Source organism: Enterococcus malodoratus (assembly GCF_027659535.1).
Classification (GTDB): domain Bacteria; phylum Bacillota; class Bacilli; order Lactobacillales; family Enterococcaceae; genus Enterococcus_A; species Enterococcus_A malodoratus.
Window position 1 is genome coordinate 125,667 of record NZ_JAQDPG010000002.1, and the last position, 19,194, is coordinate 144,860.

Consider the following 19,194-nt stretch of genomic DNA (forward strand, 5'->3'; position numbering starts at 1 on the left):
GATGAAGGAAAGTCCTTCATCAAATAAAATGAAAACAGAAATTTTAGCAATGATTTTAGCCGGCGGGAAAGGTTCGCGTCTCGGCAAACTAACACAAAAAATTGCAAAACCTGCTGTCCCTTTTGGCGGTCGCTATCGGATTATTGATTTTACACTGAGTAATTGTATCAATTCCGGAATTAACAATGTTGGTGTGGTAACGCAGTATCAACCATTGGCGTTGAATAATCATATTGGAAATGGTTCAAGTTGGGGGTTTGATGGTCTAAATTCTGGTGTAACTATTTTACAGCCATACTCAAGTAACGATGGCAGTAAATGGTTTGAAGGAACAGCTCATGCTATCTATCAAAACATGGATTACATCGATCAAATGGACCCTCAATATGTTCTGGTATTATCTGGTGATCACATATATAAAATGGATTACGAAGCAATGTTGGAGGACCATAAGGCGAACAATGCCTCATTGACTGTGGCGGTGATTGAAGTACCGATAGAAGAAGCTTCTCGCTTTGGTATTATGAATACCGATGAAAACGATCGAATCATTGAGTTTGAAGAAAAACCTGAGGAACCAAAAAGCAATCTGGCCTCAATGGGAATCTATATATTCAACTGGAGTCGTCTACGGAGCGTCCTTTTAAACAGTTACAAAAAGGATGATCAAATGTTGGACTTTGGTAAGCATGTGATTCCAGCGTACTTAGAAAGCGGCGAGAATGTCTTTGCCTATCGGTTCGACGGATATTGGAAAGATGTTGGAACGATTGATTCTTTGTGGGAAGCAAGCATGGAGTTCATTGATCCTGAACATAGTCTGAACATTCGGGATAAGAATTGGCGCATTTTAGCGAAAAATACAATTTCTCCGCCGCATTTCTTAACTGAAAATGCCGATGTGAAAAATTCGTTGATTGCTGATGGCTGCTATGTAGCTGGTCATGTAGAACACAGTATTCTGTCAGGAGATGTCCAGGTCAAAGAAGGTGCCAAAGTAGTCGACAGCGTTATTATGCCAGGGGCAACAGTTGGTAAAAATGTACAAATCAAAAATGCGATCATTGGTGAAAATGCAATCATCGGTGATGACGCCGTAGTTGATGGAACAGAAGAAATCGCCGTCGTGGGCTATTCAGAAGTGATAGGAGTGTTGACAAGTGAGAGCGAATAAAATGTGTGCCATTTTAGGCAATGTTTACGAGTGTCCAGAATTGTTACCATTAACTGAAAAAAGGCCATTGGCTACCTTACCTTTTGATTGTAAATATCGCTTGATCGATTTTAATCTGTCGAATGCAATCAATGCAAATATCAAATCTGTCTATATGGTTTTTAATCAAGGAACAACCAAGTCGGTGTTTGACCATATTGGCGGGGGACGTGAATGGCATTTAGATAGTGTCGATAGTCGCTACTTTATTCATTTTTATCAAGACTTCTTGAAAAAGAAAGCTGAGGGACGACCTTATTTTGAATCAGTGATCGACTATTTGAATAAATCAAAATCTGAGTATACAGTTTTCATGGGCAATCGCATGCTTTGCAATATTGATTTAGAAGCAGTTCTAAAAATTCATCAACAAAGCGACAGTGTTATGACAGTTGTCTACAAGAAAATGTCTAGAGAACAGATCTATCGTCAAGATGAAATCTTAGAAGTAGATGAACATGGCATAATTAAGGGACATCATAACTTCTTGGAAGATAAATCGGAAGATGAAATGCTTAACCTTGGCATGAAGATCTTTATTTGCCGCACAGATTGGTTGATCGATGCCTTGCAAGAAGGTCAAAATTTGGGCGGTCCGGTAGCATTGGTCGATTTCTTAACTTTGGCGATGAATCAGGTGAAGACTTACGCATATGAATACACAGGATTTTTAAGTAATATTTTTGATGTTAAGTCTTATTATGATGCTAATATGGCAATGTTAGATCCCAAAAAATTCACATCTCTATTGTATTCTAAGAACAAGATCTATACGAAATTGAAAAACGAAGTGGCTACTTATTACTCACCAACATCGGAAGTGAAAAATAGTCAGTTTGCGACTGGGTGTCTAGTCGACGGCAAAGCACATGGGTCACTTTTCTCTCGAAGTGTTGTCATCGAGAAAGGTGCAGAGATAGAAGAGTCAATTATCATGGCAAGTTGTACAATTCGAGAAGATGCTTTTGTTAAGCATGCAATTTTAGATAAGAATGTCGTGGTTGAACCAGGAGTTAAAATCATTGGTTCGTTGGAAAAACCAGTTGTGATTAAGAAAAATACTCATGTACTAAGCGACGTTTACGGAGGCGAATAAACGTGAAAACATTGTTTGTAGCGGCGGAATGTGCACCCTTTTTTAAAACAGGAGGATTGGGTGATGTTGCGGGTGCTTTACCCAAAGCGTTGAAAGAAAAAGGAACGGATATTAAAGTCGTGTTGCCATTGTTTACAAAAATGCCGCAACGCTATAAAGAACAATTACAAGATTTATTCTCTTACGATGTATATGTTGGCTGGCGTAAGCAGTATTGCGGCGTGAAATATCTGCGATTGGATGGAATTGATTATTATTTCCTAGACAATCTTTATTACTTCAATCGCCCGAATTTATACGGTTATTATGACGACGGGGAGCGTTTCGCCTTTTTCCAGCAGGCTGTTATCGAATTAATGGAAAAAATTGATTTTATTCCCGATGTGATGCATTTGAATGATTATCACACGTCATTCATCCCGTTTTTATTGAAGGAGAAATATCGTTGGATTCAGAAATACAATAACATTCGATCAGTGTTAACGATTCATAATATCGAATTTCAAGGACAGTACGATCGTGAAATATTGTATGATTTATTTGGTATGGGTTGTGAACGTTATGATGATGGAACGATTCAATTCAATAATTGCGTGAATTTTATGAAGGCAGGAATTCTTTATGCCGACCGTGTCACTACAGTCAGTCCATCTTATGCTGAAGAAATTAAAACACCTGAGTTTGGTGCGGGGTTAGATGTCATCTTGCGGATGGAAAGCGGAAAATTACATGGGATTCTGAATGGGATTGACTATGCTTCATTTAATCCTAAAAAAGATCCAGCAATTTTTGCAAATTACGACAAGAAACATTTGGATAAAAAGATAGAAAATAAAGTTCAATTACAAAAACTTCTAGAATTGCCCGTTCGACCGGATGTCCCTGTGATTGGGATTGTTAGCCGATTGACGTACCAAAAAGGTTTCCATTTACTATTGCAGGAAATGGAGAATTTGATGCAGTTTGATGTGCAGTTGATTTTGATTGGAACAGGCGATCCAAATTTCGAGAATCAATTTCATTATTTTGGCGGAAAATATCCACATAAAGCTAGTATCCATATTGCGTTTGATGTAACCTTGGCACAAAAAGTTTATGCAGGTGTCGATATGTTCTTGATGCCTTCGGCTTTTGAACCGTGTGGATTATCGCAAATGATTTCGATGCGCTACGGCACTTTGCCGATTGTACATGAAATCGGCGGATTGAGAGATACTGTCCAGTCGTATAATCCGATTACAAACGAGGGGACTGGTTTTGGATTTGGTATTTTCGAGCCGTTCTATTTAATGAATGCACTTAAACAAGCAATCGAATTATATCAAAACCATCAAGATATTTGGAAGAAAATGATGCTAGAAGCGATGTCGCGCGATTTTAGTTGGGACGAGTCTAGTCAACAATATTTAGAGCTATACAAACAAATGTAGGATTCGAAAAGCCAGAATCTAAGGCCTCAGGCTATGGATTTTGGCTTTTTTCTAGCATAATTTTATGATAGTAAGGTATTATTAAAAAAAGTGTAGGTTGGAGATGAAGAAATGGACAAGACAGAATTTAAACGGTGTTTCAGTCGCCGATTGGCCGAAAAATTTGCAATGGAGGTCACAGATGCGTCACCAAATGAACTCTATCAAACGTTGGGTTCATTGATGACTTCAACATACTCACAAAATTGGCAGCAGACGTGGAAGGATTATCGAGAAGCTGGTCAGAAGCAAGCTTATTATTTTTCAATTGAATTTTTACCTGGAAAAATGCTGAAGAGTAACCTTTTGAATATGGGCTGGTTAGAGATGGTCTCAGAGGGACTCACTGAGTTGGGAATTAGTCTAGATGATTTAGCAGAAGTTGAACCGGATATGGCTTTAGGGAATGGCGGATTAGGAAGACTGGCCTCATGTTTTATGGATTCAATCGCCTCAACTGGATTACCAGGAAATGGTAATGGAATTCGTTATGAATATGGTTTATTTAAGCAACGTTTCGTTGATAATTATCAGGTCGAATTGCCTGATGAATGGCTGCAAAAAGGGAATCTTTGGGAAGTTCGAAAAGAAAGTAAGGCAGTGGATGTGCGTATAGGCGGAGATGTTTACTTAAGCGAGGATGGTTTCGGTAATCTTACCCCAAATTATCAAGGCGGGATGCTTTTACGCGCGGTGCCCTACGACACAGGAATGGTCGGATACCAAAATGATATCGTCAATACCATGCGTTTATGGTCGGTTGAAATTTCTCCTGAAGAAGAGGATCGTTATCGCAGCATCGGAGATCGACGTGCGGTAGAAGATTTGACTTCTGTGCTATATCCAGATGATTCAAGTGAAGCAGGCAGAAAATTACGTTTGTCACAAGAGTACTTCTTTGTTTCAGCAGGAGTACAAAGTATTTTGCGTTATTATAAGCAATTGAACAAACCCATGGATGAAATAAATCAATATATTGCCATCCACATTAATGATACACATCCTGCGATGTGCGTGGCCGAATTCATGCGTCTTTTAATCGATCAAGAAAAGATGGGGTGGGAACGGGCATGGAATCTAACTCAAGAAGTAATGAGTTATACTAACCATACGATTATGGCAGAAGCTTTAGAGAAATGGTCAATCGATATGATGAAAAGTGTTTGTCCTAGAATCTATCAAATTATCGAAGAAATCGATCGACGCTTCGTTGAGGAGATGACGGGAGTTCACGATTTTGACTTGATTCAACGAACAAGGGTTATTCAGTGCGGCCAAGTCCATATGGCCCATCTTGCGATCATTGGCTCTCATTCGACAAATGGTGTCGCAAAACTACATTCTGATCTTTTAAAATCGGTTGTTTTACATGATTTTTATTTACTTTACCCTGCACGATTCAACAATAAGACAAATGGTATTGCAATGCGTCGCTGGACACAGTTAGCTAATCCCGCTTTGAGCAATGTATTAGATGATACAATTGGAGATTCTTGGCGGAAGAATCCAAGTGACTTGCGCTTATTATTAAATTTCGAAGAAGATGATCAAGTTCTTGAAGCTTTAGCGGATGCTAAGTGGGAGAATAAAAAAAGATTAGCAACTTATATTGAAGATCATTGCGGTATCAAGGTGAATTCAAATGCGATTTTTGATGTTCAGATCAAACGTCTACACGCCTATAAAAGGCAGTTATTAAATTTACTGCATATTATCAAATTGTATTTGGATTTGAAAGAAAATCCTGATTTACCGATTGAACCACGTGTTTTCATTTTCGGTGCGAAAGCAGCACCAAGTTATCATTATGCAAAGTCAATCATTAAAGTAATCAATGAAACGGCAAGTTTAATTAATCAAGATGACTCAATCAATAATAAATTGAAGGTTGTCTTTTTAGCAAACTACAATGTTAGTTTGGCGGAGCGGATTATTCCGGCGGCAGATGTTAGTGAACAAATATCCCTGGCATCAAAAGAGGCTTCAGGTACTTCTAATATGAAACTTATGTTAAATGGAGCGGTGACGATTGCGACATTGGACGGAGCGAATGTGGAAATTCGTGATGCGGTAGGGGATGACAATATTGCGATTTTTGGTTTGACTGAATCAGAGGTCTATCAGTACTATGAAAATAGAAGTTATTCATCAACGGATATTTTCAAAAATGATGCTGTAGTCTATAAAGTTGTAAAAACACTTGTTGATGGAACAATCCCTAACATTATTTCAGAAGGACAAGAAATCTTTGACTCATTAATTAAGTACAATGATGAATTTTTTGTACTGCGTGATTTTGGAGACTACTGTCTGGCGCAGGAGTCAATTAATCAGGCTTATCAAGACAAACGACGTTGGCGTCAAATCAGCTTAAGAAATATCGCGAATGCAGGCCGTTTCTCTTCAGATAAAACGGTCCAACGATATGCGGATGACATTTGGCAAATTGAACCGGCTTTTGCTCATGAAGATGATCGAGGTGTGACACAGCATGACACGTATTTATTTTAATCCCTGGTTAGAGCGATATAAACAGCCGTTTGGTGCTGTTCAAGAGGGAGCGATGGTAAAAATTTGGCTATCGGTTCCAGAACAAAGGAATACGAAAGTCCTTTTGATTGTTCGTAAGGAAGGCAGTTCTAGTGGTCAAAAAATATTTTCAATGGAACCGACGTCGGAAGATCGATTTCACTTTCAAACGATTATGGATCAGGGTTGGGGGCTTTACTTTTACTATTTCAAGATTATTCACGAATCAGAAGGTTATGAAACAATTCAGTACTATGGCTTTAATGGTCAAGGCGGCGAAGGACAAATTTATGGTTCTGAACGTGATGTGGTTCCGTATCAACTAACTTGTTATCAAAAATCAGAGGTTGCACCGAAATGGTATCGTGATGCAGTATTTTATCAAATTTTTCCGGATCGTTTTGCTAATGGCAATCCTGAAAGAAAAATTAATCAACCTAAAAAGAATACTTTCATTTATGCGACTGAAGAAGATGAACCATTTTATATTAAGAACCAGAAGAATGAAATCGTTCGTTGGGATTTTTTTGGCGGGAATTTTAAAGGAATTCAGGACAAAATACCCTATTTACAAGAGTTGGGAATCACAGCTCTCTATTTAAATCCTATTTTTGAGGCAAGCTCCAATCATCGCTATGATACTAATGACTATTTTAAAGTGGATAGTGTTTTAGGGACTGAAGAAGATTTTCGAAACCTTATTGGAGCCTTGCATATGGCGGGAATCGCTGTAATACTGGATGGTGTCTTTTCTCACGTTGGTAAAGACAGCCGCTATTTTAATATTAGCGGTCTCTATGGAGAAAACTCAGGTGCAGCACGTGACCCTCAAAGTGAATATCGTGATTGGTTTACTTTCAATCATTACCCTGATGACTATAAATCATGGTGGGGTGTAGCTGATTTACCAGAAGTAATAAAAGATAATCCGGCTTATCAAGAATTCATTTATGGAGATTTGGACAGCGTCTTGTCCAAATGGACTTCGATGGGCGTTGATGGTTGGCGTTTAGATGTTGCGGACGAATTGACAGATGATTTTATTGCAGGTATTCGAAAAAATCTATTGTCTTACCAAGAAAAAATCTTAATTGGTGAAGTCTGGGAAGATGCGTCAAATAAAATTGCCTATGATACACGCCGGAAATACGTTTTTGGGGATCATTTACAAGGAGTAATGAACTATCCATTGCGTGAGCAAATATTGGATCTTTTAAAACAGTCGCGATCATTACAGAATATATGTGAAGAAATGGTTCGCTACCAAGAAAATTATCCAGCTGACTTTTATTTCAATCAATTGAATAATATTGGAACTCATGATACTGAACGTATTTTGACTATGCTGAACAGCTCTGTTGAAGCGTTGGATCAAGCTTGGGGGTTAATGTTTATGATGCCAGGCATCCCATGTGTCTATTATGGGGATGAGGCAGGATTGACAGGCGGGAAAGATCCTGATAATCGCAAGTTTTTCCCATGGAACTCCATTGATCCGCGCTTGTTTAAAAATTGTCAAAAATGGATCGAACGCCGTAAAAAATATGATGTGATGAAATATGGACAGTTTTTCCCATTTTATTCACAAGCGCAGCAAATTTTTGGAATTATTCGCTATTCAGAAAATTCCTATGTAATTTATGCTATCAATTTATCTGATCAAGAGCAGAGTTTGAATGTAGGTGAACTATCAAGTCCACGGGCCTATAAGGGTGAGTATGCCGTTTTAGAGCGTATTTTAGAGGGTGAAGTAATTGGACCTAAGGGGAGTCTCTTTATGTACGACACAGAATAAGTTCTTTTTTACACGCCCCATTGTTTAGGAATTTGAAAAGCATTTTTCCAACATTTATGCTAAACTATGCTATATCAGAACAATAAGGATGATTTTATGCAAACGTACAGCAGAAAGAAGAGCCGTTTTCCTGCTTTTGATGATGAAGCAGGTGTGAAAATAGTACAGACTAACCAACGTGTCTTGTTTGATGGGCAGGATGACTTAATCACAAGTTATCGTTTAGAGGCGAAAGATATTTTTGAACGTCCGATGCCAAAAGCAAAACGAACGCGGCGTGTTAACCTAGATGAAGAACCGCGGAGGGAACTCGATCATCACAAAGCCAATCTGCCAATGTATCAGGGAGAACATAAAGAATCAAAAAAAGTAAATTTATTTGAGGAACGTAAACCAAAAGAAGTTGTTAAAACGACTTTCAATTCGCGAAATGGTCGCAGCGCAACTCCTTTTGCTCCAAAGTATGTGCCTTCTTCTATAATCCCTGATGAACCCGCTGACGCAGTGTCTCCAAGAGAATTGATGAGTCGAATGGAGAAATCAAAGCAATCGTATATTTTATTTGCTTCGGAAAATGAACAGACGCCACCAGTGATTGAAAGAAAGAAATCACGTCAGCGATTGGATCGTTCATTGCGTGGGATTATGCAAGAGGATAATTCAAAGATTGAAAGCAGTAAATACTTTCATGATTAATGCAGAAGGTGCCATATGGCAGCCTTCTGTTGTTTTAGGATGATAGGGGAGAAGGAAGTATGAATCCATTTGAAGAAAAAATTCGCCAGTTGCGGGCAGGTGAGATTGATAAATTCGAAGTGTCGCGAGATGACTTCTTTTTATTTCGTGATGTATGGACCAAGCAAGAAGATAAAAAGTTTTTCCGCGGTATCGCTGGACTAAAGGGAAATATTACTTATGTCTACGATACGACGATAGTTTAAGATATTGACTTTTTCATTTTAGCTCGCTATTATGAAAAAGATTCTGCGCGGTGGTGGTGGAATGGCAGACACGTACGCTTGAGGGGCGTATGAGCTTGGCTCGTGTGGGTTCGAATCCCATTCGCCGCATTTTGAATGTACCATTTTCTGGTATGTTCTTTTTTTTGTAAAAAAATGAAGAACGTTTAAAACTATATAGAAAACCGTATCATTTAAATTCAATTCTTTTGTGCATTTAGAACACAGAAGTTGCTTGTCTGTCAGTCATCGGATAAAATTGAGTTATTAAAATGCGAATTTGCATATTTGGAGGAATTATCAATGTTAGCAATTGGTCAAGTCTTAAAAGAGTTCAGAAAAGAACACGGCATGACACAAAAAGATCTTTCTCAAGGGATTTGTTCTCAAAGTGTTTTGAGCCGAATCGAAAATGATGAAGAGATCCCCAATATTATTGTGATTCAACAACTTTGCCATCGTTTAGGAATTACTATCGATCAATTGATGCTTGATTTTTTACCAGAAGAATTATTTCTGCGTAAATATTTCAACAAGATGTTTATGTATTTGCGAATTGGTAAATACTTAGAAATTCGAACAACGTTGGAATACTTGGATGAAAGGCAGATTACTCACTTAGATAAGGATCGGCAACTGGCTTATTTTTTTAAAGGAGTTTGCGCTTATTTTCTTGATGAGGAGCCGGAAGCGGCTTTAGATCAAATTGTTCAAGGACTTTCAATCTGTGTGTCAAAAAAATATGATGGTTATTTCGATAGTCGAATTTTACTTTTAAGTTTTGCCGGCAAAATGAGTTCGGTAATGGGCAGAGTGAGTGACGCCCAAAACTATTACAATCAAAGCTTCGACTTGTTCCAGACAATGATGGCTGATTATTCAGAGCGCAGCGAGTTGAGTAATCTTTTTGTTAACTATGGTACTTTCCTAGTTAAGCATGAGCGCTTGGATCTTGCTGAGAAAGTCGTGGATATGGGTTTGAAATGGAATCGTCAGCAATGCAGCTATTATAAATTGAGAGAGCTTTTAGAACTAAAAATTCGAATGTTGGAAGCGCGTGACGAGTTGCATTCAGTCATTAATTATCGAAAAATGCTGCGTGCTATTGAAAAGATAAAAGATTTATAGAATGGTCTACACCATTCTTGACTTCTTAATCATTCAGGAGTAACTTTAAGATACTAAGAAAAAAAGGGAGAGCTCTAAATGAAAACATTTATTTATGCTGACAAATTCTTTTTAAACTCTGGTGTTAAAGGCGCAGGTTATTTAGATGTCACTGATGGCATTTTTGGAACATATACGAAGGAAAAACCAGCAGATGCTGAGATTATCGATCAAAGTGGAAAATGGATTGCACCTGGTTTAGTTGATACTCATATCCATGGGTATAAAAATCATGATGTAATGGATAATGATGCCGATGGAATCAAAGTGATGTCTGAAGGATTATTATCATGTGGCGTGACAAGTTTCTTGCCAACGACTTTGACTTCAACTAAAGAACGTTTGAAGGATGTTGCGGAAACAATCGGCAAAATGTATCAAGAGGTTGATGGTGCGAAGATTCAAGGGATCTATTTTGAAGGTCCATTCTTCACTGAAGAACATAAAGGTGCGCAAAATCCTAGTTATTTTGGTGATCCTGATGTGGATACTTTCCATGAATGGCAAGAAGCTTCAGGTGGCTTGATCAAAAAAATAGCTCTGGCTCCTGAACGTAAAGGTGTCAAAGAATTTGTTAAAACAGTAACCGACGAAGGTGTTGTTGTTTCACTAGGACACTCTAGCGGTACATTAGAAGAAGCGCAAGAAGCAGTTGAAGCAGGGGCTAGCGTCTTTGTACATGCTTATAACGGAATGCGCGGTTTGAATCATCGTGAACCAGGGATGGTTGGCGCGTTATTAACCTTGCAGCATGTATTCTCTGAATTAATCTGTGACGGACATCATGTACATCCGCAAGCAGCTGAAGTATTGATGGAAAAGGCTGGACATGATCATGTTGCTTTGATCACTGACTGTATGATGGCGGGCGGAATGCCTGATGGCAATTACAATCTAGGCGAATTCCCAGTAGTCGTGAAAGAAGGAACGGCACGCCTTGAATCCGGCAACTTAGCTGGAAGTATTTTGAAGCTAAAAGAAGCAATTAAGAACGTTGTTGATTGGGATATCGCAACACCAGAGCAAGCAATCATGATGGCATCTTATGTACCAGCAGTGAGCTGTAAGATTGATGACAAATGCGGCATGATCGCAGAAGGACGGGCGGCTGATTTCATCGTCCTAGAACCTAGTATGGATCTGGTTGCTACTTATTTAGACGGTGTTGAACGTTATCACGCTTAATTAAACGACTGATTTTAAACTCGATCATTTTTTGATCGAGTTTTTTTGTCTTCGATGGAATTTTTATGGTAGAATTTTTGTTAAACTTTTAGACTTATAAAAAATCACTAAAAGGAGAACAATATGAAACCAATAATTGGTGTGACACCGTTATATGATGAGGAACGAAAGAGTATTTGGCTGCTGCCGGGTTACTTAGAGTTGATCGAAAAAAATGGCGGTATTCCGTTGATTTTACCTCTTACAACGAATAAGGAAGTGTTGGAAACCTTTTTGACTTCTTGCGATGGCTTTCTTTTTACTGGCGGCCAGGATATTGATCCGTCTTTTTATGGAGAAAAAAAGCGATCCGTCTGTGGGATCCCCTGTCGGGTACGTGACGAAATGGAGGGTTATCTTATGCGAGAAGTGATTGCTAAAGATAAGCCGCTATTGGCTATTTGCCGAGGTGTACAACTATTGAATGCATTGTATGGCGGTACACTCTATCAGGATTTGCCAAGTGAAAGGTCATCTTCTGTGTGTCATCAGATGATTCCCCCATATGCTAAGGTGCAGCATGAAGTGCAACTGATCGAAAATAGTCTATTGCATCGTATCTTAGATCGTACCAAACTAGGAGTGAACAGCTATCATCATCAAGCCATCAAAGAGGTAGGCAATGGGCTAGAGGTAACAGCTGTTTCAACGGATGGGGTAATCGAAGGAGTCTCTTTGAAATCAGCAAAATTTGTTTTAGGTGTTCAATGGCATCCGGAGTTCTTCGATGCATCAACAACAGAAAATAAAGCATTGATGGCAGCGTTCTTATCTGCATGTTAAACTTTTATTATCTGAAGAAACGGAAAGAGGAAGAGTGAAAAATGAAATCAAAAGATAAACAAACCGAGTCAGTCAGTAAAGAGAGTTTTCTCATGATCATTGATTTGCTAAGCGACCTTAATATTCGTTATTGGGTCGAAGGAGGATGGGGAATTGATGTGCTGATCGGAAAACAAAAACGAGAACATCGGGATGTAGATATTGATTTTGATGCTACACACGAAAAAGAATTGCTTAAAAAATTGAGCGAAATAGGTTATCAGATTACGATTGATCAGCGTCCGACACGTGTAGAGTTATACCATCCTAACTATGGGAATATTGATATCCATCCATTTGTGATCAGCGAATCAGGAAGCGTGAAGCAAGCAAATCCAGAAGGTGGCTGGTTTGAGCTGGCATCTGATTGGTTTACAAAAAGCCACTATGAAGGCCGCATGATTCCCTGTGTTTCTATTGAAGGACAGAGGATATTTCATAGCGGGTATGATCTGAGAGCGATAGATCATGCGGATTTGAGCAACCTAAATGCTGCTTATCCGCAAGTCTCTGAAAATTAGAATAAGTATGATGAGAAGCGAGCACATCCTGATTAGTTGACTTAGCCTTTTCTCAGATATTCTTCGATTTCATTTGGATACAATTTTCGTATCCGGGTTTTCGTAAATTCTTGATAGCTTGGGTTACGATACAGTGCTTGATGTTTTTCAGCACTCTTTTTGCTTTTTTCCAGGTACTCTTTGAAGCTTGTGTCATCAACGAAAATTTTGTATGATTTTCGTTTGGATTCACTGATTACTTCGTAAATGCCGCATGCCTTATGATAAAGATGATCGGCAACACGTAGATAGAGTTTCGCAATCGCTAAACTTTTAAAGGGAAAATCGATTCTTCGAAGCTGTCGTTTGTCATCCTTTTGACAACAGATACAACGGCCGCACGTTCCGCAAATATACTGTTCATGGTTTTCTAAACATTCCCGTTTGCCCAGTATGGGTGTCGCATGATTGTCATTTGCATAACATTCAATACATTCTTTCATTTAAAAGCCTCCTTTTTAAACATTATCTATTCAAAAACTGCTATTTTCAAGACTTTAGTTAATGTGAAATGGAGGTTTTTTAAGTCTGACGGCATCTGTCGTTGGCTTTTTTTTGAGCTATGTTAAACTAAAAAAGAATAAAGCAGTTGTATATATAAAAGTTTAGTAATAGGGGGATACAAAATGGCTTATATTGATGTGATCGATGAGAGCAAACATTACAAAATGGGCGAAACGGTCATTAAAGCAAATGAAAAAATCAATTTTTCGATTGAAAAGGGAGAGGTTGCAGTAATACTTGGACCAAGTGGTGCAGGGAAATCCACCGTGTTAAATATTTTAGGTGGAATGGATAGCTGTGATGAAGGTAAAGTAGTGGTGGATGGCACGGATATCGCTATTTTTAGTGACAAAGAATTGACCACCTATCGCCGTAATGATGTTGGTTTTGTTTTTCAGTTTTATAATTTGGTTCCTAATCTAACTGCAAAGGAGAATGTAGAGCTGGCTTCTCAAATTGTATCGGATGCATTGGAGCCTGAAGCAGTATTGGGCTCAGTTGGTTTAGGCGAACGTATGGATAATTTCCCGGCCCAATTATCAGGCGGAGAACAACAGCGGGTCACGATTGCTCGGGCATTGGCAAAACGTCCCAAATTATTATTATGTGATGAACCAACAGGTGCTCTTGATTTTGAAACGGGGAAACAAATTTTAAAAATATTGCAGGACACTGCACGTGAAAATGGGACGACTGTCGTTATTATCACGCATAACTCGGCGATTGCACCGATGGCCGATCGGGTCATCCGAATCAATGATGCGCGTGTTCGCAGTGAAGAATTGAATGATAACCCTCAATCAATTGAAGAGATTCAATGGTAAGAGGTGAGTAAAATGAAAAGGGCGATGCGACGAAGCAATTGGCGTGAAATCTGGCAATCAAAAACACGATTCTTTTCAATTCTAAGCATCATATTTTTAGGTGTCGCTTTCTATGTTGGTTTGCGGGCCACAGGACCGGATATGTTAAAAACAGCTGCAGATTATTACCGAAAGCAACAATTAGCTGATACTCGAGTCGTTTCTTCTTGGGGATTGACAGATGAGAACATCAAGCTGATCGAAGAAGCAAAGGGTGTAAAAGCAGAGGGGCGCTATTTTCACGATATCAATCTGAGTCAGGAAAACCAGGTTTTTCGTATCTTCAGCTATGATGCAAAGCAAACACTTAATCGAGTGGTAGTCACCAAAGGCCGACTGCCAAAAAGTTCAACTGAAATTGTCTTAGATGACTTTGCTAGAGAAAAGGGCTATAAGCTAAATCAGCAGTTTGATTTTTCGGCGGATGATTCGGAGCAAGCTTTCAAACGGCAAACATTCAAAATCGTTGGATTTGTTAAAAGTCCTGAGTTCATTGAGAACATCTCTCGGGGAAATACGACAGTAGGTAAGGGTTCAATCGATTGTCTGGCTTTTGTATTGCCGGATAATTTCACTCAGCCGGTCTATTCTGAGGCTTTGATACAGTATCGAGATCTGAAGACTAGTGATGCCTATTCATCGCAGTATGAAAAACGTTTAAAACAGGATCAAAAGAACCTGAAAAATCACTTGAAAGAAACTGCCCCAAACATAATGGCAGAAAAAAAGGCAGAGCAGCAAAAGCGTCTTGATCAGGAAAAAAAGAAATTTCAACAGCAAACGCAAATCGACTTGAATGATCTTTCTCCAGAGCAACTTTCAGGACTAGCTGCGATAAATTCAGAACTCCCCATGCAACTAGAGGTTTTAGCGCGGAAACAACAGCAGATTGATTCTTTAGTAGAACCAGAGTATCATCTCTTTGCTCGTTCTGAAAATCCTGGGTATAGCGAATATGAAGACAATGCTGAACGAATTTCCTCATTGGCTTCCGTTTTTCCATGGATATTCTTTCTGATAGCGGCGCTTGTAACCATGACGACCATGACCAGAATGGTAGAGGAGAAACGGAATGAACTGGGAACATTTAAGGCATTAGGGTATCGGAACGGCGAGATTGCTCAGAAATACTTGCTTTATGCTACTTTAGCAGGCGGTGCAGGTACTCTGTTAGGACTCGTTGTGGGCTTTTATCTATTGCCGATAATTATCTTCAACGCTTATGGTCAGTTATATAATCTAGCTCAAGTGGTGACGCCATGGTATTTATCCTACGCGTTAATTGCTTTAGCCGTGGCATTAACCTGTTCTGTCGGTTCAGCCTGGCTAGTTTTACGATATGATTTGAGGGCAGCACCTGCAACATTGATGCAGCCTAAGGCACCTAAAAAGGGCAAGCGAATCTTTTTAGAACGGATGACCTTTGTTTGGCGGCGCCTTTCATTTAGCCAAAAGGTAACTTTGCGCAATTTGTTCCGCTATAAGCAACGGATGCTGATGACTGTGATCGGAATTGCCGGCTGTATGTCGATGATCATTACCGGTTTCGGATTGCGGGACTCAATTGGTGATATTGTTTCACTGCAATTTGATAAGTTGTGGCATTATCAAGGTACAACTGTTTTTAAAGAGACGCCATCTGCCGATCAAGAAAAAAAATATGTTCAGCAGCTTGAAACTTTTTCGAATTATCAAGACCATTTGCCAGTCTCCTTAGAAACCTTCACTGCGCAAAAGGAAACTGTTTCTAAACAGGAAATTAGTTTGTCTGTTCCCAAGGAGAACAACAGACTGAATGAGTTTTTATCTTTCAGAAACCGCAAAACGAATAAACAATATTCGCTGACCGATGATGGTGTCATTATCAATGAAAAGCTCGCCAAGTTATTTGATTTACAAAAAGGTGATACATTAAAAATCAAATCTATTGCTGGTGAAGATTACAAAGTAAAAGTGGCGGCAATCTCCGAAAACTATGTCGGGCATTTCATTTACATGACACCGAGCTATTACGAAAAGACGTTTGACGAAAAACCAGAATTCAATACGGATCTTTTACTTTTCAGCAAAGAACCAAAACGTCAGACCGAGGATCAGATGGCTAAACAATTAATGGAGAATTCTGAAATTGCCAATGTAAGTTTTATGTCGAAATCACGAGATGCACTAAAAGATACTGTCAAAAGCCTCAACATTATTATGTGGGTATTGATCATTTCTGCGGGTCTCTTAGCGTTTATCGTGTTGTATAATCTGACCAATATTAATGTCTCAGAGCGCATACGAGAGCTATCAACGATCAAGGTCTTAGGCTTTTACGATGGAGAAGTGGTGCGTTACGTTTATCGGGAAAATATTTTACTAACCCTAATGGGGATTTTCTTCGGATTGTTCCTTGGAAAAATCGAGCATGGTTATATCTTGAAAACTGTTGAGTTGGATATGACGATGTTTTCTCCCGATATTCAACCGCTTAGTTATCTTTATGCAAGTTTGATAACGTTGTTTTTCACGCTGATTGTCGGAGTGATTATGTATTTCCGCTTGAAAAAGATTGATATGATTGAGGCATTGAAGGCAAACGAATAAGTAATTTAGTTGTATAAAAAGTGAAAGGATCATTCTCATTTTTGAGAATGATCCTTTATTTGTTTACGGACATCGTAAAGCATTCTATTCAAGTCGGCTTCTTTTTTGCGAAGTTCAACTAGATCTTCTTTGATCTGTTTCTCCTTTTCGTCTGTTTGGGGAGAAATGACCCCATTCAGTGAAATTCCAATGATGGTTCCAATAAAGGTATCTAGTACTCGATTCAGGGCGTAGAGGAAGGATTCACCTTGGGGAATACTCAAAGCAATCAAAAGCATAGTGGCGATTGCTGAAATAATACCCGAATTATTGTTGAGCCCATCAGAAAGGACAATTACTAGTACAACAAACAGAGGCAACACAAATAATTCTACAAAAAAGTCGTTATTAAAAAATGATTGAATGTAGTAGAAAATCAAAGCTAATAATCCGCCGAGAGAATTACCCAGCACTCGTGAGCGGCCAAAAGAAATGCTAGTAGTCAAGTCTTGCCGTAAGGAAAAGACTGCGGCTAGCGCAGCGATCAACGGAGAGCCGCGGTCGGTCGCGTGAAATAATAGAATGCACAGCATGACAGCTAACGCGGTTTTCATTGTTCGCATACCTAAACGAAAACGGCCAATTTGCAAATTTTCCTCCCACCTTCTTATTCTTTATATATAATAGTTTAGCGGAAGTCTGACAAAAAAACAAAAGGCATTGCCTGAGCAAAGCCTTTTATCGAAAAAATTCTATTTTTGCTGCCATTTTTTTTGCATTTGATCTAAAATATCAATCACGTCTTTAGTGAAGAAAAGGGATTTATTCGGAAGTTGTCCGTGGATCATTCGTACCATATTTTCGATCTCGTAATTCATGGCATTTCCAGCGAAACCAGATTCAATAATTTCTTTCGTTCCATCGTTGAAAAAAAGTTCTGCCTTATCAGCACGAGGGTACTCATCAATCGTCAAGTGCCCATTTTCAAAAGCCACGATTCCTTTTTTTGGCATTTTTGCCTGAAACGTCAAATTAACCGTTGCAAGCTCATTTTTTTGGTTCTGTAAAATCGTCACGGATTGTTCATCGACACCTGTTGAAAATGGCACCATTGTAGATGCTACAACAGTTGGTTGTTCGGTTAGAAACCAGCGGGCAAAGGAAACGGCATAAGTTCCGATGTCTAATAGGGCACCTCCAGCTAGTTCAGGATTGAAAAACCGATTGGTTGGATCAGGATCCTTGTAACTGCCGAACGGAGCCTGAACCATTTTCAAATTCCCCATACGACCGCTATCCATTAAGGCATGTAACTCATGGTAAAGAGGCATGTTGAAAATTGTCATAGCTTCAGCTAAAATCAATTGTTTTTGTTCCGCTAGCTCAATCGCAGATTGTAGTTCTTCTGCGTTCATTGTGATAGCTTTTTCGCATAAAACATGCTTGCCTGCTTCTAAGGCATCCATGATGTGTTGATGATGTTGGCGATTTGGGACCGCAATATATATAATAGAGATATCTTCATCAGCTAGTAATTCTTCATAGCTGCCATAAGCTTTTGGCAAATTGTACGCTTTAGCAAATTTTTCAGCCTTTTCTAAAGTTCGTGAGGCACAAGCGGTTAGTTTGCTTGTTGTTTGATTGAAATTATCAGCAAAATCGTGGGCAATTCCGCCGAGACCAACGATCCCCCATTGTAAGTCTGTCATACTAATCCTCCTGAAATCGAATTTAAGTTTTGCTTTTCCAAATAGTTCATTTTTGAAAAGACAAAAGCTTTCTACAAAGTATAGCAGTAAATATTAAAATATTTCAATCGATCTGCCAAAGAGGTGTTTTTTTCTAAAAAATTCAGTAGAATAGGAGAGGAGGGATTTTTCGTGAATCAAATTTATTTAGATTTAGTAATTAGTGCAATTTTTGAACAATTTCATACAGAACAGGATTTTTACCAGGATTATTTAGGAATCAACGAGGTTCAATGGCGACAGTGGAAAACGGGACAAAATAATTTATCGCCCGAAGCAAATCAAAAAATCAAGAACCTATTCAGCGATTATGAATGGATGTTGAGTCAAAAAGTTATTCGTCAAACCTTTTTATTTCCAGAGAAACGCCAAACGGCAGTGGCTGAATATCGAGAGATGAAGACGATTGTTGCGCAAAAATGGATTGCTAGCGGATTGGCTCAAGTCGAATTGATTCCTTTCAAAAATAAAAACGAAGAAGAAAACCATGATTTCATCGATCTACGAGTCACCATTGATTATGATAATTGGGGCTATAGTGATATACTAAGCTTTCGTTTGCCTGCTCATATTCAGAACCAGATAGCCAGCGCACACAAAAAAACTGCACTGCTTGATTGGGTCAATGAGAAATTAACGGAAACATATACGTCTCTAGACGATTAACGAGAGGATTT

Annotated in this window: 17 protein-coding genes and 1 tRNA gene; 15 read left to right on the forward strand and 3 right to left on the reverse strand. The window is 38.9% G+C overall.

The window, feature by feature from the left end; genetic code table 11:
- Positions 1-28 precede the first annotated feature (28 nt).
- The 12 genes from PGP85_RS03940 to PGP85_RS03995 all read left to right on the forward strand — a co-directional run bounded on the left by PGP85_RS03940 (position 29) and on the right by PGP85_RS03995 (position 12,795).
- Positions 29-1,174: a glucose-1-phosphate adenylyltransferase gene (locus PGP85_RS03940; RefSeq protein ID WP_034708589.1), complete on the forward strand. Its 1,146-nt coding sequence runs from the start codon at positions 29-31 to the stop codon at positions 1,172-1,174.
- Positions 1,161-2,309 carry a glucose-1-phosphate adenylyltransferase subunit GlgD gene (gene glgD, locus PGP85_RS03945; protein ID WP_010739349.1) on the forward strand — a complete coding sequence of 383 codons (1,149 nt, stop codon included), beginning with the start codon at positions 1,161-1,163 and terminating at the stop codon, positions 2,307-2,309. Before PGP85_RS03940 ends, glgD begins: the two co-directional genes overlap by 14 nt.
- Before the next feature lie 2 nt (positions 2,310-2,311).
- On the forward strand, positions 2,312-3,739 hold the full coding sequence (gene glgA / locus PGP85_RS03950; RefSeq protein ID WP_270326254.1) for a glycogen synthase GlgA: 1,428 nt from the start codon (positions 2,312-2,314) through the stop codon (positions 3,737-3,739).
- Between the two features lie 111 nt (positions 3,740-3,850).
- Positions 3,851-6,289, forward strand: a complete 2,439-nt coding sequence (locus PGP85_RS03955) for a glycogen/starch/alpha-glucan phosphorylase (protein WP_270326256.1) — start codon at positions 3,851-3,853, stop codon at positions 6,287-6,289.
- The gene (locus PGP85_RS03960; protein ID WP_010739346.1) at positions 6,270-8,102 is read left to right on the forward strand and encodes a glycoside hydrolase family 13 protein; all 1,833 of its coding nucleotides are present in this window, start codon (positions 6,270-6,272) and stop codon (positions 8,100-8,102) included. The genes PGP85_RS03955 and PGP85_RS03960 overlap by 20 nt, the downstream gene beginning before the upstream one ends.
- Positions 8,103-8,198: 96 nt before the next feature.
- Positions 8,199-8,798, forward strand: coding sequence for a hypothetical protein (locus PGP85_RS03965; RefSeq protein WP_010739345.1), 600 nt, complete (start codon positions 8,199-8,201; stop codon positions 8,796-8,798).
- A gap of 59 nt (positions 8,799-8,857) precedes the next feature.
- Entirely contained in the window at positions 8,858-9,043 is a 186-nt protein-coding gene (locus tag PGP85_RS03970) for a hypothetical protein (protein WP_010739344.1), read from the forward strand.
- A gap of 47 nt (positions 9,044-9,090) precedes the next feature.
- Positions 9,091-9,172: transfer RNA gene (locus PGP85_RS03975), tRNA-Leu, on the forward strand.
- Between the two features lie 192 nt (positions 9,173-9,364).
- Positions 9,365-10,189, forward strand: coding sequence for a helix-turn-helix domain-containing protein (locus tag PGP85_RS03980; protein WP_010739343.1), 825 nt, complete (start codon positions 9,365-9,367; stop codon positions 10,187-10,189).
- Positions 10,190-10,267: 78 nt separating this feature from the next.
- Positions 10,268-11,413, forward strand: a complete 1,146-nt coding sequence (gene nagA, locus PGP85_RS03985) for an N-acetylglucosamine-6-phosphate deacetylase (RefSeq protein WP_010739342.1) — start codon at positions 10,268-10,270, stop codon at positions 11,411-11,413.
- Between the two features lie 123 nt (positions 11,414-11,536).
- Positions 11,537-12,235, forward strand: a complete 699-nt coding sequence (locus PGP85_RS03990; RefSeq protein WP_270326259.1) for a gamma-glutamyl-gamma-aminobutyrate hydrolase family protein — start codon at positions 11,537-11,539, stop codon at positions 12,233-12,235.
- A gap of 41 nt (positions 12,236-12,276) precedes the next feature.
- Positions 12,277-12,795 carry a nucleotidyltransferase domain-containing protein gene (locus PGP85_RS03995; protein ID WP_408639887.1) on the forward strand — a complete coding sequence of 173 codons (519 nt, stop codon included), beginning with the start codon at positions 12,277-12,279 and terminating at the stop codon, positions 12,793-12,795.
- A 41-nt stretch (positions 12,796-12,836) separates the two neighbouring features.
- Here the strand turns inward: PGP85_RS03995 and PGP85_RS04000 are convergent, their stop codons facing one another.
- On the reverse strand, positions 12,837-13,277 hold the full coding sequence (locus tag PGP85_RS04000) for a hypothetical protein (RefSeq protein ID WP_010739339.1): 441 nt from the start codon (positions 13,275-13,277) through the stop codon (positions 12,837-12,839).
- A 183-nt stretch (positions 13,278-13,460) separates the two neighbouring features.
- Here PGP85_RS04000 and PGP85_RS04005 point away from each other — a divergent pair, with 183 nt between their 5' ends.
- Both PGP85_RS04005 and PGP85_RS04010 read left to right on the forward strand, forming a co-directional pair.
- Positions 13,461-14,162, forward strand: coding sequence for an ABC transporter ATP-binding protein (locus PGP85_RS04005; protein WP_010739338.1), 702 nt, complete (start codon positions 13,461-13,463; stop codon positions 14,160-14,162).
- A 12-nt stretch (positions 14,163-14,174) separates the two neighbouring features.
- Positions 14,175-16,790 carry an ABC transporter permease gene (locus PGP85_RS04010; protein ID WP_270326261.1) on the forward strand — a complete coding sequence of 872 codons (2,616 nt, stop codon included), beginning with the start codon at positions 14,175-14,177 and terminating at the stop codon, positions 16,788-16,790.
- Positions 16,791-16,825: 35 nt separating this feature from the next.
- On the opposite strand, the gene PGP85_RS04015 is transcribed toward PGP85_RS04010, so the two are convergent.
- Positions 16,826-17,419: an FUSC family protein gene (locus PGP85_RS04015; protein WP_010739336.1), complete on the reverse strand. Its 594-nt coding sequence runs from the start codon at positions 17,417-17,419 to the stop codon at positions 16,826-16,828.
- Between the two features lie 102 nt (positions 17,420-17,521).
- Complete coding sequence (locus PGP85_RS04020; RefSeq protein WP_270326263.1) at positions 17,522-18,478, reverse strand: Gfo/Idh/MocA family protein; 957 nt, start codon at positions 18,476-18,478, stop codon at positions 17,522-17,524.
- A gap of 171 nt (positions 18,479-18,649) precedes the next feature.
- Between PGP85_RS04020 and PGP85_RS04025 the strand changes: the two genes are divergently transcribed.
- Positions 18,650-19,183: a hypothetical protein gene (locus PGP85_RS04025; RefSeq protein ID WP_010739334.1), complete on the forward strand. Its 534-nt coding sequence runs from the start codon at positions 18,650-18,652 to the stop codon at positions 19,181-19,183.
- Positions 19,184-19,194: the final 11 nt, after the last annotated feature.